General features: G+C 65.4%; 12 protein-coding genes. 4 read left to right on the forward strand and 8 right to left on the reverse strand.

Going from position 1 to position 15,194, the window contains the following annotated elements:
- Positions 1 to 58: 58 nt before the first annotated feature.
- From atpD to AB9K35_RS09180, 5 genes are all read right to left on the reverse strand, one after another.
- Positions 59 to 1,483: a F0F1 ATP synthase subunit beta gene (gene atpD, locus AB9K35_RS09160; RefSeq protein ID WP_222455066.1), complete on the reverse strand. Its 1,425-nt coding sequence runs from the start codon at positions 1,481 to 1,483 to the stop codon at positions 59 to 61.
- 21 nt (positions 1,484 to 1,504) lie between these two features.
- The gene (locus AB9K35_RS09165) at positions 1,505 to 2,380 is read right to left on the reverse strand and encodes a F0F1 ATP synthase subunit gamma (RefSeq protein ID WP_222455065.1); all 876 of its coding nucleotides are present in this window, start codon (positions 2,378 to 2,380) and stop codon (positions 1,505 to 1,507) included.
- A 15-nt stretch (positions 2,381 to 2,395) separates the two neighbouring features.
- The gene (gene atpA, locus AB9K35_RS09170; protein WP_222455064.1) at positions 2,396 to 3,934 is read right to left on the reverse strand and encodes a F0F1 ATP synthase subunit alpha; all 1,539 of its coding nucleotides are present in this window, start codon (positions 3,932 to 3,934) and stop codon (positions 2,396 to 2,398) included.
- Positions 3,935 to 4,495, reverse strand: a complete 561-nt coding sequence (locus AB9K35_RS09175; protein WP_222455063.1) for a F0F1 ATP synthase subunit delta — start codon at positions 4,493 to 4,495, stop codon at positions 3,935 to 3,937. It lies immediately after the preceding gene.
- A 401-nt stretch (positions 4,496 to 4,896) separates the two neighbouring features.
- Complete coding sequence (locus AB9K35_RS09180; protein ID WP_369925493.1) at positions 4,897 to 5,643, reverse strand: class I SAM-dependent methyltransferase; 747 nt, start codon at positions 5,641 to 5,643, stop codon at positions 4,897 to 4,899.
- A 55-nt stretch (positions 5,644 to 5,698) separates the two neighbouring features.
- On the opposite strand from AB9K35_RS09180, the gene gloB reads away from it, so the two are divergent.
- From gloB to AB9K35_RS09195, 3 genes are all read left to right on the forward strand, one after another.
- A complete protein-coding gene (gene gloB / locus AB9K35_RS09185) occupies positions 5,699 to 6,472 on the forward strand; it encodes a hydroxyacylglutathione hydrolase (RefSeq protein WP_369925495.1) in 774 nt (257 codons plus the stop codon).
- A gap of 177 nt (positions 6,473 to 6,649) precedes the next feature.
- Entirely contained in the window at positions 6,650 to 8,974 is a 2,325-nt protein-coding gene (gene clpA, locus AB9K35_RS09190) for an ATP-dependent Clp protease ATP-binding subunit ClpA (protein WP_222455060.1), read from the forward strand.
- Complete coding sequence (locus AB9K35_RS09195; RefSeq protein WP_369925497.1) at positions 8,974 to 9,948, forward strand: M23 family metallopeptidase; 975 nt, start codon at positions 8,974 to 8,976, stop codon at positions 9,946 to 9,948. Before clpA ends, AB9K35_RS09195 begins: the two co-directional genes overlap by 1 nt.
- Positions 9,949 to 10,364: 416 nt before the next feature.
- On the opposite strand, the gene AB9K35_RS09200 is transcribed toward AB9K35_RS09195, so the two are convergent.
- The 3 genes from AB9K35_RS09200 to AB9K35_RS09210 form a co-directional block, all read right to left on the reverse strand.
- Positions 10,365 to 12,206 (reverse strand): peptidoglycan -binding protein, encoded by a 1,842-nt coding sequence (locus AB9K35_RS09200; RefSeq protein WP_369925499.1) that lies wholly within the window; start codon positions 12,204 to 12,206, stop codon positions 10,365 to 10,367.
- Between the two features lie 3 nt (positions 12,207 to 12,209).
- Positions 12,210 to 13,400: a hypothetical protein gene (locus tag AB9K35_RS09205; RefSeq protein WP_222455057.1), complete on the reverse strand. Its 1,191-nt coding sequence runs from the start codon at positions 13,398 to 13,400 to the stop codon at positions 12,210 to 12,212.
- Between the two features lie 76 nt (positions 13,401 to 13,476).
- Positions 13,477 to 14,007 (reverse strand): gamma-glutamylcyclotransferase, encoded by a 531-nt coding sequence (locus AB9K35_RS09210; protein ID WP_222455056.1) that lies wholly within the window; start codon positions 14,005 to 14,007, stop codon positions 13,477 to 13,479.
- Between the two features lie 67 nt (positions 14,008 to 14,074).
- On the opposite strand from AB9K35_RS09210, the gene AB9K35_RS09215 reads away from it, so the two are divergent.
- The gene (locus AB9K35_RS09215) at positions 14,075 to 15,073 is read left to right on the forward strand and encodes a DUF2125 domain-containing protein (protein ID WP_369925501.1); all 999 of its coding nucleotides are present in this window, start codon (positions 14,075 to 14,077) and stop codon (positions 15,071 to 15,073) included.
- The last annotated feature ends 121 nt before the right edge of the window (positions 15,074 to 15,194 follow it).

Consider the following 15,194-nt stretch of genomic DNA (forward strand, 5'->3'; position numbering starts at 1 on the left):
TGGGCCTCCTTTCAGGGTTCCCCCGCCCCCGGCAAAGGGCGCGGGGGAAAATCCATTCTTAGGCGGCTTCCGCAGCCATCTTCTCGGCTTTGGCGATCACTTCGTCGATGCCGCCAACCATGTAGAAGGCGCCTTCGGGCAGGTGGTCGTATTCGCCGGCCACAACCGCCTTGAACGAGGCGATGGTGTCTTCCAGGGAAACCTGGACACCGTCGGAACCGGTGAAGACCTTTGCCACGTCGAACGGCTGGGACAGGAAACGCTGGATCTTACGCGCACGCGCAACGGTCAGCTTGTCCTCTTCCGACAGTTCGTCCATGCCGAGGATCGCGATGATGTCCTGCAGCGACTTGTAGCGCTGAAGGATCTGCTGAACGTCGGTCGCCACTTTGTAGTGCTCTTCGCCAACGATCTGCGGGTCCATCAGGCGCGAGGAGGAGTCGAGCGGGTCCACGGCGGGGTAGATGCCGAGTTCCGAGATCGCGCGGTTGAGAACGGTGGTTGCGTCCAGGTGGGCAAAGGTGGTTGCCGGTGCCGGGTCGGTAAGGTCGTCCGCGGGAACGTAGACGGCCTGGATCGAGGTGATCGAGCCGTTCTTGGTGGAGGTAATACGCTCCTGCATCGCACCCATGTCGGTTGCCAGGGTCGGCTGGTAGCCCACCGCCGAAGGAATACGGCCGAGCAGAGCCGAAACCTCGGAACCCGCCTGGGTGAAGCGGAAGATGTTGTCCACGAAGAACAGAACGTCGGTACCGGACTGGTCGCGGAACTGCTCGGCCAGGGTCAGGCCGGTCAGCGCAACACGGGCACGGGCTCCCGGAGGCTCGTTCATCTGACCGTAGACCAGGGCCACCTGGGATTCTTCCAGGTTGTCCGGCTTGATCACGTTGGATTCGATCATTTCCCAGTACAGGTCGTTACCTTCACGGGTCCGCTCACCAACACCGGCGAACACGGAGTAGCCCGAGTGCACCTTGGCGATGTTGTTGATCAGTTCCATGATGAGAACGGTCTTGCCCACGCCGGCGCCGCCGAACAGGCCGATCTTGCCGCCCTTGGCGTAGGGCGCCAGCAGGTCGATCACCTTGATGCCGGTCACCAGGATCTCGGATTCGGTGGACTGGTCGTTGAATTCCGGTGCGGGCTGGTGGATCGCACGGGTTTCCGCGGCGTTGACCGGCCCCTTTTCGTCAACCGGCTCGCCGACGACGTTCAGGATGCGGCCCAGGGTGGCGTTGCCCACCGGGATCGAGATCGGCGCGCCGGTGTCGGTCACTTCCTGACCGCGGACCAGACCTTCGGTCGCGTCCATCGCGATGGTGCGGACGGTGTTTTCGCCGAGGTGCTGCGCCACTTCGAGGACGAGGGTCTTGCCGTCGTTCTCGGTGTGCAGCGCGTTCAGAATTGCGGGCAGGTGGTCGTCGAACTGGACGTCCACAACGGCGCCGATGATCTGAGTCACCTTGCCTTTTGCTTGTGCCATTTGTTGGTCTCCGGTTGTCTCTTAGAGCGCCTCAGCGCCCGAAATGATTTCAATCAGCTCATTGGTGATCACGGCTTGGCGCGACCGGTTGAACTCGATGGTCAGCTTGTCGATCATCTCGCCCGCGTTGCGGGTCGCGTTGTCCATCGCGCTCATCCGGGCACCCTGTTCGGATGCACCGTTTTCCAGCAGGGCCGAGAAGATCTGGGTCGCCACGCCGCGGGGCAGCAGGTCGGCAAGGATCTGCTCTTCGCTGGGTTCGTAGTCATACAGCGCGCTCGCGCCGTCCCCTTCCGCCGCCTCGAAGGAGGCCGGAATGATCTGCTGTGCGGTCGGGATCTGGGTCACGACGTTGACGAACTCCGCGTAGAAGATCGTGGCAACATCGAATTCACCTGCGTCAAAGCGGGTGAGGATCCCCTTGGCGATCTCCTGCGCGTTGGCGTAACCAACCCGCTTGACCTCGCTCAAGTCCACATGGCCGATGAAGTCATCGCCAAAGTCGCGCTTCAGGGCGTCACGGCCCTTCTTGCCGACGGTCAGGATCTTGACCGTCTTGCCCGCGGCCTTCAGCTCGTGCGCCTTCTGGCGCGCGAGCTTGGCAATGTTCGAGTTGAAGCCGCCGCACAGGCCGCGCTCTGCGGTCATCACGACCAGCAGCTGCACCTGATCCGAGCCCGTGCCGCGAAGCAGCTTGGGCGCGGTGTCGCTGCCACCGACCGAGGCCGCCAGCCCCGCCATCACGGCATTGAAGCGCTTGGCGTAGGGGCGGGATTCCTCGGCAGCCTCCTGGGCGCGGCGAAGTTTCGCCGCGGCCACCATCTGCATGGCTTTGGTGATCTTGCGGGTCGATTTGACCGACGCGATCCTGTTTTTAAGGTCCTTGAGATTCGGCATAGCCTCATCCTCCCCTTAAGCGAAGCTAGCGGCGAACTCGTCCAGCGCAGCCTTGATCTTGTCAGCCAGCTCACCTTTCACCTTGCGGTCGTTGTTGGTGATGTCGGCGAGCAGGTCGGCGTGTTTGCCGCGCAGGTGGCTCAGCAGGCCAGCCTCGTAGCGACCCACGTCCTTGACGTCGACCTTGTCGAGGTAACCGTTGGTGCCGGCGAAGATGACGCAGACGATTTCCGCGTTGGTCAGCGGCGAGTACTGCGGCTGCTTCATCAGCTCGGTCAGACGCGCACCACGGTTCAGCAGCTGCTGGGTGGCGGCATCCAGGTCGGAGCCGAACTGGGCAAAGGCCGCCATCTCGCGGTACTGGGCCAGCGACAGTTTCACCGGACCGGCAACCGAGGACATCGCCTTGGTCTGGGCCGAGGAGCCAACGCGCGACACCGACAGACCGGTGTTCACGGCGGGGCGGATGCCCTGGTAGAACAGTTCGGTTTCCAGGAAGATCTGACCGTCGGTGATCGAGATCACGTTGGTCGGAATAAACGCGGACACGTCGCCGCCCTGGGTTTCGATGATCGGCAGCGCGGTCAGCGAGCCACCACCAAAGTCCTCGTTCAGCTTTGCCGAACGCTCCAGCAGGCGGGAGTGCAGGTAGAAAACGTCACCCGGATAGGCTTCACGGCCCGGCGGACGGCGCAGCAGCAGCGACATCTGGCGGTAGGCCACGGCCTGCTTGGACAGGTCATCATAGATGATCAGCGCGTGACGGCCGTTGTCGCGGAAGAATTCCGCCATCGCGGTCGCGGCGTAGGGAGCCAGGAACTGCAGCGGTGCCGGGTCGGACGCGGTTGCGGCCACGACGATGGAGTATTCCATCGCGCCGGTCTCTTCCAGCTTCTTCACCAGCTGGGCAACGGTCGAACGCTTCTGGCCCACAGCAACGTAGACGCAGTACAGCTTCTTGGACTCGTCGTCGCCAGCGGCGTCGTTGTAGGATTTCTGGTTCAGTATGGTGTCGAGCGCGATCGCGGTCTTACCGGTCTGACGGTCGCCGATGATCAGCTCACGCTGGCCACGGCCAACGGGGATCATCGCATCAACGGATTTCAGGCCGGTTGCCATCGGCTCGTGCACCGACTTACGCGGGATGATGCCCGGCGCCTTCACGTCGGCGATGCCGCGGGTGACGTCGGTGATCGGACCCTTGCCGTCCAGCGGGTTGCCCAGACCGTCGACAACGCGGCCCAGCAGGCCGTTGCCCACCGGCACGTCCACGATGGAGTTGGTGCGCTTGACGGTGTCACCTTCTTTAATGTCGCGGTCGGAGCCGAAGATCACGATACCGACGTTGTCGGCTTCGAGGTTCAGCGCCATCCCCATGACGCCGCCCGGGAATTCGACCATTTCGCCGGCCTGGACGTTGTCGAGGCCGTAAACGCGCGCGATACCGTCCCCAACGGACAGCACGCGGCCGATTTCTGCCACTTCTGCTTCTTGACCATAATTCTTGATCTGGTCTTTAAGGATCGCAGAAATCTCTGCTGCTTGGATACCCATTTATCCGACCTCTTTCATTGCATTCTGTAGGGAGTTGAGCTTGGAGCGGATCGAGCTGTCGATCATCTTCGAGCCCACTTTAACGACAAGACCGCCGATGATGGAGGCATCGACGGTGGCATTGATAGTGACTTTCTTGCCCACGCGCTCGGCCAGAGTCTTGGCCAGCTTTTCGCTCTGGGTCTTGGTCAGCGCCTTGGCGGAGGTCACTTCGGCAGTGACTTCACCACGGGCTTCGGCCAGGCGGGCGCGCAGCGCGTCGATCAGCGCGGGCAGCACGTGCAGACGGCGTTTGTCCGCCATCAGCGCCAGGGTATTGCGCAGGACGGGGTCCAGCCCCATCTTGTCCGCGACCGCGGTGATTGCGGCGCCCTGCTCCTCGCGCGAGACGAGCGGCGAGCGGATCAGGCCATTGAGGTCGTCGCTGTCAGCCAGCGCGGCTGCCAGATCATTGATGCTGGATTCAAGGCTGTCGAGCGCCTTGTTCTCTTCCGCGATGTCGAACACCGCAGTGGCATAGCGCGCAGCAATGCCTGCAGAAATCGAAGCTGGTTCGGACACGTCCACCCTTCCGATATGTTTTTGGCCCCGGTTGGCATACCTGGCAACAGGCGGCGTCCGGGGGCGTGAGTCAGCCCGCCCTAGGCAGCGGGGCGTTGAAATCAGCGTGGGTCTAGCAGAGCGGATGCGACCTATCAACTGTCTATAACGGTATTGAAAGAATGCGAGTTCCCCGTCATTTCAAACACTTGCGACGAGTGCGGCCCTTTGACCGCAATATAATCCACAAAAACTGCACCAGAAGCGCGCAAATTGGCGATTCCGAAAGCCCGAATCCACGGCAAAATTGTTACACCAGCACCGCGTTTGCAGCCGCATCTGAGCGCCGCAGCCGCGGGGCGTCAATTCGGAAAAACCAAATCGGCCGCAAAACGCCTGCCCGCGGACGCCCGGGCGGGGGCTCAGGCCGGTTCGGTCAGCGGGTTTGACAGCCCCTCCAGCACCCGGATGGGGTTGGGGGTGCGCGGACGGATCATGTGGCCCTTCTGCGGATGCGTCTGCTTGCTGACTTCCACCATGAACACGCCCCCCGCCAGCATCGCGGGCAGCCGATCCCCCATGCGCTCGAACATGGCGCCGGTTTTCAGCCAGAACCGCTTGTGACTGGGCAGCCGGTACAGCGCGGCCGTGTGGCGCTCGATGGTGAATTCATGCTCGCGCAGCTGACCTTCCAGCTGACGCAGCGTGTAGGGGCGTCCAAAGCCAAAGGGGGTCAGGTCCGACCGGGCCCACAGACCGGCCCGGTTGGGCACGATGAAGATGGCCCTGCCGCCCGGCCCCAGAACCCGGCTGCATTCCTCGAGCAGCCGGGCGGGCCGCTCGGAGGTTTCCAGCCCGTGCAGCAGCACCAGCCGATCGATCCGCCCGGTCTCCACCGGCCAGCTGGTTTCCTCGCACAGGACCGAGACATTGGGCTGGCCCGCGGGCCATTGCATGACCCCCTGCGGCCCCGGCATCAGCGCCATCACCCGTCGGGCCTCGGACAGGTAGGGCCGCAGAAGCGGGGCCGCGAATCCGAAGCCCGCCACCGTCAACCCCGCGGCCTCGGGCCAGAGCTGGGTCAAGCGGCCACGGATCGAGGCCTGCGCGGCCCGGCCCAGCGTGCTGCGGTAGTAGAAGTTCCTCAGATCCTGGACATCAAGATGCATTGCGGGCGCCTGTTGCTTCGGCCAATCTGGACTCAGTTTAGCAATGTAAAGGCGAATGACCATGCCTCTTGAGATCATCACCCTGCCCTGCCTGTCGGATAACTATGCTTATTTGATCCATAATCCGGCTTCGGGCGAGACCGCACTGGTGGATGCACCCGAGGCAGGCGCGATCAAGGCCGCCCTTTCGGAGCGTGGCTGGGGGCTGGACTGGATCCTGCTGACCCACCACCACTGGGACCACGTGGACGGCGTGGCCGACCTGCGCGACGCCTATGGCGCCAGGGTGATCGGCGCCGCGGCTGACGCCCACCGGCTGCCGCCACTGGACCAGGCGGTTGCCGACGGCGAGCGCTTCTCGCTGCTGGGGGAGGAGGTTCTGGTGATGGATGTCTCCGGTCACACGGTCGGCCACATCGCCTTTTACCTGCCCGGTGCCGAGGCGGTGTTCACCGCCGACAGCCTGATGGCGCTGGGATGCGGGCGGCTGTTCGAAGGCACGCCCCAGCAGATGTGGGCCAGCCTGTCGCGGCTGGCGGGTCTGCCCCCGCAGACCATGGTTTATTCGGGCCATGAATACACCCAGTCCAACGGCGCCTTTGCCGCCACCATCGATGCGGACAACCCCGCCTTGCAAGAGCGCCTGCGCGATATCGCCTCGACCCGCGCCGCAGGCCGCCCCACGGTGCCTGCCTCGCTGCAGCTTGAGCTTGACACCAATCCCTTCCTGCGCCCGCACGACCCGGCGATCCGCGCCGCGTTGCGCATGGAAGATGCTGAAGACGTTGAGGTTTTTGCCGAGGTCCGCAAACGCAAGGACAATTTCTGATCCCCCGCGGCGGTATCCGGCTGCAACAGGACCAAAATAAATGTGACCGCAAAATGAAGAAAAGACCTTGAAGCCGGCGCGCTATCAACCAAACTCTAACCTTATAAGCACATGGTTGAACTGAGGAGTTGGTTAATACCTCTCCACCGGCCAACCCAAGATCAGAGGAGCACGCCCGTGCCTTCATTCTCGAGCACCCTGGAACAGGCCATTCACGCAGCGCTGGCGCTGGCGAATGAACGCCGTCATGAATTCGCAACCCTGGAACATCTGCTTCTGGCCCTGATCGACGAGCCCGACGCCGCCCGCGTGATGCGCGCCTGCAGTGTCGACCTCGGCGAATTGCGATCCGCGCTGGTGGAATTCGTGGATGAAGATCTGGCCAATCTGGTCACCGATGTGGACGGCTCCGAGGCGGTGCCCACCGCCGCCTTCCAACGGGTGATCCAGCGCGCGGCCATCCACGTCCAAAGCTCCGGCCGGACCGAAGTGACGGGGGCCAATGTGCTGGTCGCCATCTTCGCCGAACGCGAAAGCGACGCCGCCTACTTCCTGCAGGACCAGGAGATGACCCGTTACGACGCGGTGAACTTCATCGCCCACGGGGTGGCCAAGGATCCCGCCTACGGTGAATCGCGCCCGGTGACCGGCGCCACCGAGCAGGAAGAAGAAGGCCTGGCGACCACGCCCGAAGGGGAAAAGAAGGAATCCGCGCTGGCGAAATACTGTGTCGACCTGAACGCGAAATCCCGCGAAGGCGATATCGACCCGCTGATCGGTCGCGACCACGAGGTGGAGCGCTGCATCCAGGTGCTGTGCCGCCGGCGCAAGAACAACCCGCTGCTGGTGGGCGACCCCGGCGTCGGCAAGACCGCCATCGCCGAGGGGCTGGCGCGCAAGATCGTCAACGGCGAAGTGCCGGAAGTGCTGTCTGAAACGACCATCTACTCGCTCGACATGGGCGCGCTGCTGGCCGGTACCCGCTACCGCGGCGATTTCGAGGAGCGCCTGAAGGCCGTTGTCACCGAGCTGGAAGACCACCCGGATGCGGTGCTGTTCATCGACGAGATCCACACCGTGATCGGTGCGGGCGCGACCTCGGGCGGCGCGATGGACGCCTCCAACCTGCTGAAGCCTGCCCTGCAGGGCGGCAAGCTGCGCACCATGGGCTCCACCACCTACAAGGAGTTCCGCCAGCATTTCGAGAAGGACCGCGCGCTGTCCCGCCGGTTCCAGAAGATCGACGTGAACGAGCCGACGGTGGAAGACTCCATCGAGATCCTGAAAGGGCTGAAGCCCTATTTCGAGGAGCACCACGGCATCAAGTTCACCTCGGACGCGATCAAGACCGCGGTGGAGCTGTCGGCGCGCTACATCAACGACCGCAAGCTGCCGGACAAGGCCATCGACGTGATCGACGAAGCCGGCGCCGCGCAGCATCTGGTGATCGAGAGCAAGCGCCGCAAGACCATCGGCGTGAAAGAGATCGAGGCGGTGGTCGCCAAGATCGCCCGCATTCCGCCCAAGAATGTCTCGAAAGACGATGCCGAGGTGCTGAAGGATCTGGAGAAGTCGCTGAAACGCGTGGTCTTCGGCCAGGATGATGCGATCACCGCCCTGTCCAGCGCCATCAAGCTGGCCCGTGCCGGCCTGCGCGAACCGGAAAAGCCCATCGGCAACTACCTGTTTGCGGGCCCCACCGGTGTCGGCAAGACCGAGGTCGCGAAACAGCTGGCGGATCAGCTGGGTGTGGAACTCCTGCGGTTTGATATGTCCGAGTACATGGAGAAACACGCGGTCTCCCGCCTGATCGGCGCGCCTCCGGGCTATGTCGGCTTTGACCAGGGTGGCCTGCTGACCGACGGCGTCGACCAGCATCCGCACTGCGTGCTGCTGCTGGATGAGATCGAGAAGGCGCATCCGGACGTCTACAACATCCTGTTGCAGGTGATGGACAACGGCCAGCTGACCGACCACAACGGCCGCACGGTCAACTTCCGCAACGTGATCCTGATCATGACCTCCAACGCCGGTGCGTCGGACATGGCAAAGGCGGCGATCGGTTTCGGCCGCGACCGCCGCGAGGGCGAGGACACCGCCGCCATCGAGCGCACCTTCACGCCGGAGTTCCGCAACCGTCTGGACGCGGTGATCTCCTTCGCGCCGCTGGGCAAGGAGGTGATCCTGCAGGTGGTCGAGAAGTTCGTCCTCCAGCTGGAGGCCCAGCTGATGGACCGCAACGTCTCGATCGAGCTGACCCGCAAGGCCGCCGAATGGCTGGCCGACAAGGGCTACGACGACCGCATGGGCGCGCGCCCCCTGGGCCGTGTCATTCAGGAACACATCAAGAAGCCGCTGGCCGAGGAGTTGCTGTTCGGCAAGCTGACCAAGGGCGGCGTGGTGCAGGTCGGCATCAAGGACGGCAAGCTGGAGCTGCGCCTCGAAGGCCCGGGCAAGCCGCGTATCTCTGGTGACAAGCCGCCGCTGCTGACCGCTGAATAATGCGCCTTGCGGCATTGATCGCAACAGTCTCGCTCGCCGCGCCCGTCGCGGCGAGCGATTTTCGTTTGCAGTTCCCCTTGGACTGCACCCTGGGCGAAGACTGCCATATCCAGCAGTTCGTCGACCATGATCCGGGACCGGGCGCCACGGATTTCACCTGCGGAACGCTCAGCTACGAGGGGCACAAGGGCACCGATTTTGCCCTGCCCTACCTGACGGACATGGAAGCGGGCGTTGCGGTGCGCGCCGCCGCCGACGGTGTGGTGCGCGGCACCCGCGATGCAATGCCGGACGCCTATGCCACCGACGCCAATGCCGCGGCAATCAAGGGCCGTGAATGCGGCAACGGGGTGGTCCTGCGCCATGCGGGCGGGTGGGAGACCCAGTATTGCCACATGAAACGCGGCTCGATCCGGGTGGAAACCGGCGCGCAGGTGCGCGCTGGCGATGTGCTGGGCGAAGTGGGGCTGTCCGGCAAGAGCCAGTTCCCGCATCTGCACCTATCGGTGCGCCGGGACGGTGCGGTGGTGGACCCGTTTGCGCCCCACTCCGCGGATCGCTGCGGTGCCCCGGCGAAGGACACACTTTGGGCAGGTCCCCCGCCGCCCTATCAGCCCGGCGGGCTGCTTGGCGCGGGCTTCAGCACGGCGGTGCCCGCCTATGACACAATCAAGCAAGGCCACGCCGACGAGACACCGCTGGATGCCCAAGCGCCCGCACTGGTGTTCTGGGCCTATGCCTATGGCGGCCGCGCAGGCGACCAACTGGAGCTGACGGTGACCGGCCCCGACGGCGCGCTGGTGTCCGACAGTACCGTCCTGGACCGCAACCAGGCCCAGTTCTTCCGCGCCGCCGGACGGCGGTTACGGCGGGATCGCTGGCCAGACGGCACCTATACCGGCACTGCGCGCCTGCTGCGTGATGGGCAGCTGGTCCACAGTTACAGCCACAGCATGACGATCCCGGCCCGCTGATCCGCCCTCGCCCTGCGCCATGCCCTCGCCCCAGCCACGACCGCTGCCGCCGGGGCGCAAGCCCCGGCGGCAGCCCGGCCCAACAGGCAAACCGCCCCTCCGGGGCGGCTGCGCCTGGCGGGAGCCCTTCGCCCCCACCGTCCCCTGCTGGCAAGCTGCCGGATTTGATTTCATCGCTCCCAGCAATAGATCTAGAGAGGCCCTGCTGCCCGGTGGGGCCGCAACCCGTGTGTAACTAGTGATCTGTCTCCGCAGGGAGCAGTCTGTCTCCAATGGTGAAGCGGGTTGCACCCGGGCACGCGCCGCATACCGGGCGCGGCATCGCCTGGGCGCGCAACCTCCCGGTTGCCCCCTCAATACCGGATGCCGACCTCCAATGCCGTTGCATCGGCATGCCCCTGGCGGTCGAGGGCGGCTTACTTCTCGGTGAATTTCAACTCGATCCGGCGGTTCTGCGCGCGGGCCTCCGGCGTGTCGGCGGTATTGACCGGCTGGTACTCCCCAAACCCGTTGGCCGCGAGCCGCGAGGGCGGCACTCCCAACGCTTCGACCATGTAGCGCACCACCGACAGCGCCCGCCCTTGGCTCAGCTCCCAGTTATCGGAGAATTTCGGATGGGCGCCCAGCGGCGTGTCATCGGTGTGCCCGTCAACGCGGATGATCCAGTTGATTTCAGGCGGGATCGCGGACACCACGCTCTGCAGGATCGACACAACCTTGGCGATCTCGACCTTGCCTTCCGGCGACAGCGTGGCGCTGCCGGGCGCAAACAGCACCTCGGAGGCAAAGACAAAGCGGTCGCCCTGGATCTGCACCCCTTCCTGGTTGCCCAGAAGGTCGCGCAGACGACCAAAGAACTCCGAGCGGTAGCGCTCCAGATCCTGCGCCCTGTCGGCAAGGGCTGCCGCCTCGGCCTCCAGCCGTTTGCGCTCTGCCTCTTCCAACAGCCGCCGCTTGCGCTCCTCGGAGGCGGCGCGGGCTAGGGCTGCGTTCAGGTCCTGGCCCAGGTTCTGCAACTGCACCTGCTGCGCAGCGTCGCGGGCCTCGTAATCATCCAGCAAGGCCTGCAGGCTGCCCAGCTGTTCGCGCAGCGCCGCAACCTGCTGATTGAGCAGCGCAGTCTCGCGACGGGCGTCCTCGGACACCGCCTTTTGCTGTGCCAGGGTTTCCCGCGCCTGCGCCAGAAGCGCCGCGCGCTCCTCGGCGCGGCTCAACTCTTCGGCGGCGCGCGCTTCGGCCGACTCCTGCGCCGCCACCGCATTCAGCAGGCGCTGACGCAGCACGTCCAGCTCATCCGCGCTGGCCTCGGCCACCGACAGCGCCGCCTTGGCTTCGGCCAGTTCGGCTGCCAGCTCTGCGGTTTCCTTGTCGGCGGCGGCGCGGGCGGCCTCAAGCTCGGCCAGTTGCGCATCGAGCTGCTTCTTCGCCGCCTCGGAGGCTGCCAGCAGCGTCAGCGTGTCCTCGGCCTCCTGCCGCTGCGCCTCCAGCGCCAGGGTCATGGCGGTCAGCTCGGCATCGGCATCCTGCAGTTTCTCGCGCAGGGCTTCGGCGGCGGCAGCTTCCAGCAGGCGGGCGGAGTCGGCGGCGTCAAGCTGCTCCTGCAAGCTGCTGATCTGCTGGGATTGCTGGGTCCCCTCCTCTTCGAGGGACGCGATCAGCGCCTCCATCGCCTCCCGCTCGGCAGCAGCGCGTCGTGCCGCCTCGGCCTCGGCATCAAGTTCGTCGCGGGCCTGAGCCAGCGCGAGGTTGAGAGCCTCCTGTTCGCTCAGCAGCTCATCGCGGGCGGCTTCCAGACTGTCGCGTTCGGCACTGAGATCCGCGATCCGCGCCTGCGCCGCGTCGCGGCTGGCGATCAGCGCGGCCACCTGCGCCTCGAAGCTGGTGATGCGGGTTTCGGCCTCGGCCAGCGCATCCGCCTGGCGGTCACGCTCGGCAGTCAGTGCCGCGATCCGCCCCTCTGCCTCTTCCAGATCCGACTGCGCGGTGTTCAGGGTCGAGGTCAGCGCCCCCATCCGCGCCTGCAGGCGGCGATTTTCGCGCTCTTCCAGCCCCAGCGCGGCAGCCAGCGCGCTCACCTCTGCCGACAGTTCATCCAACTGGCTTTCCTGGCCGGTGATCGTCTCGCGCAGCACGAATTGCACAACCATGAAAATGGTCAGCACGAACATCAGCACCAGCAACAGCCCGGTCATCGCGTCGACGAAGCCGGGCCAGATCGAGGCCTGGAACCGTTGCCCTGTGCGCCGCGAGAGGGCCATGGATCAGTCCCCCGCGCTGCGGTCGGACACGCCACCGCGCGACAGGCCACGCGGGCGGGCAAAGGCCTTGATCATCAGGTCGATGTCCTTGCGCAGCTCCGCCAGGCTTTCCTGCCGCCCGGCCGAGATTTCCTCGAGAATGCGCAGCATCTGCACGTCGATCGAGCGCAGACGCATGCGGCTTTCGGCGTCAATGCCGCCCTGTTCGCCCTGGGCGCGCAGGATTTCGGTCAGGGCCTCCTGCCCCACGGCGACGCGGTCCAGTGCCGCGGTGATGGTGCCGGTCTGCTCCTGGCGGCGGTTCATCTCCTGGATGGTCTCCACCAGTTCGCCCAGCTTCCGGTCCACCGCCGCGCGCCCTTCGGAGGTCTCGGCAAACATCGCCTGCAGCGCGTCCATCTGTTCGGCCATCGTGTCCAGCACCTGCGACACCACATTGCTGTCGCCCGCCCCCTCCTCGCCCGAGGCAAAGCTCACACGGGTGATCGAGGACAGCCATTCCTCCAGCTCGCGGTAAAAGCGGTTCTGCCCGTGGCCCGCGAACAGCTCCAGCAGCCCCACGATCAGCGAACCGGCAAGACCCAGAAGCGAGGAGGCAAAAGCCACGCCCATGCCGCCCAGCTGCGCCTCCAGCCCGGTCATCAGGCGATTGAAGACCGACAGGCCTTCTTCGCCCTCCTGCGGGGCGAGGCTGCGAATGGTGTCCACAACGGCGGGAACGGTGGTGGCGAGGCCGTAGAAAGTGCCGAGAAGGCCAAGGAAAATCAGAAGGTTGACGATGTATCGGGTGATCTCTCGATCTTCGTCGATGCGGCTGGCGACCGAGTCGAGGATGGAGCGCGTCGAGGTCGAGCCCAGCTGCATCCGCGCCGAGCGCGAGCCGAGGAGCGACGCCAGCGGCGCCAGCATCGAGGGCGGGCGACGGTGTTCCTGACTGTCGCCGGCGGCAAAGCGCTCGATCCAGCGCACCGAGCCGATAAGCTGCACCACCTGCCAGAAACAGGCCAGCACCCCGATCACGAAGACAAAGACGATAAAGCCGTTGAGCCAGGGGTTCGCCTCGAACACCGGCAGCACCCGTGGCAGGGCGACGAAAGCGCCGAATCCCGAGAGCCCCAGCGCGATCAGCATCATGATGATCTGCCGCACCGGCTGTGAAAATTGCGGCCGCGTCTTGCGGTCTGGCTGCGCCATAGTCCTAGGTCCTGACCGATTGCCTGCTCTTGCTTCGCTTGCAGCCTATAAGCAAAGAGCTTGCAGCGCCAAGGCTTTATGCGGTGATTTCCCGCACCCGTCGGGCCAGCCAGTCGAGATCGACGTCATGCAGGCCGATTTCGGAGAGGTGATCGGCGGTGTTGTAGAGATACTCGGTGTTCGGCCCCCGCCCGCCGACCGCATGGGCGATGATCTGGGCCTGTTCCTCCAGCCCCATGCCGCCGCAATACTGCACGTGATCGGGGTCGATCACATAGGTCACCGCGGTGACCTTGCGCCCGTCCGTCAGCTCAACCTCGAGGTTGCGCTCCACGTAGGCCGAGGAAATCAGCTCCCGCTCGCGCAGGTAATCAAGCGTCTGCGCCTCATGTCCGGCTTCCACGGCCATCGCCAGCCCCTTGCAATGAGCGCCCTTCACCTCGTCCAGGGCCAGCACCAGCCCCGGTCGCTCCTCCGTGCCGCGATGGTGGACCGAGCTCATGCAGAAGGATCGCGCATAGCCGTGCAGCACCGCCACCTCGCGACGCGCCACCGGGAACCCCGGGTTCCACAGGAGAGATCCGTAACCGAATACCCACATTGTCATGCTGTCTGGCCCTTTCTGCTCTCCCCCTATAAACAGCAATCCCACCCCGGACAAAAGAGGCTATCCCATGCGCCTGGTGAAACTGCTGCTGACCGGTTTGCTGCTTTGGAGCCTGTATTGGGCCGTTGCTGGCTGGGGTCTGCGTGCGGGGGTGGCCGCCTGGTTCGAGGACCGGCGCGCGCAGGGCTGGCAGGCAGATGTCGCAGCGCTGAACACCGAGGGCTACCCGTGGCGCCACCGCACCCGGCTGGCTCAGCCCGCGCTGGCCGATCCGGGCACCGGCCTTGCCTGGCGGGCCGACTGGCTGGAGCTGGACAGCCCGGCGCTCTGGCCCGGCGCGATGACGCTGCGCTTTCCGGCAACGCAGCAACGTCTGTCCTATCTGGACCAGACGGCGGTGATCGCCGCGCAGGAGCTGCAGGCGGACCTGCGGCTGGCGCCTGGCACCGCCCTCACCATCGAAGCGCTGGAGCTGACCGCCGGGCGCTGGCAGGTCACGATGGGCGAAGACATCGCGCTGGCCGCCCGGACCCTGGACATCGGCATGGTGCAAACCGACACCCCCGAGACCTATCAGCTGCGGGCAAGGGCCGATGGCCTGGTACCGGGAGAGCATTGGCGGCGGCGCCTGGCCGCCGGGCCCGACCTGCCGGAGGCGCTGGAGACGCTGACGCTGGAGATGACGGTGGCGTTCGACCGCGCCTGGGACCGCAGCGCCCTGGAGGAGAGACGCCCGCAGCCGCGCCGCATCGAGTTGCAGTTCGCCGACGCCCACTGGGGCGCATTGCGACTGAAGGCCAACGGCGCAGTGACCGTGGACGCGCAGGGTCGGCCTGACGGGCGCGTCGCCCTGCGGGCGGAAAACTGGCGTGACATCCTGTCGATGGCCGAGCGCAGCGGTGTGCTTGCGCCCGCGTTGCGCCGCACGGCGGAGCGCGTGCTGAGTCTGCTGGCGCAGTCCGGTGGCAACCCGGAGCATCTGGACCTGACGCTGGGCTTTGAGAACGGCCAGGTGATGCTGGGGCCCTTGCCGATCGGCCCCGCGCCGCGCCTGATCCTGCGCTGAAGCGCCCGCGCGCGCCAGCCCGTCAAGGGCCGCGCAGCGGCGGCGCGACGCGCCGTTTACCCTTTACAGGCTTCTACCTGCATACTGGACATGGCGCGTCAGGGCAGACCTGCCCCTGAGG

The organism is Leisingera sp. XS_AS12 (assembly GCF_041224635.1).
Lineage (GTDB): Bacteria > Pseudomonadota > Alphaproteobacteria > Rhodobacterales > Rhodobacteraceae > Leisingera.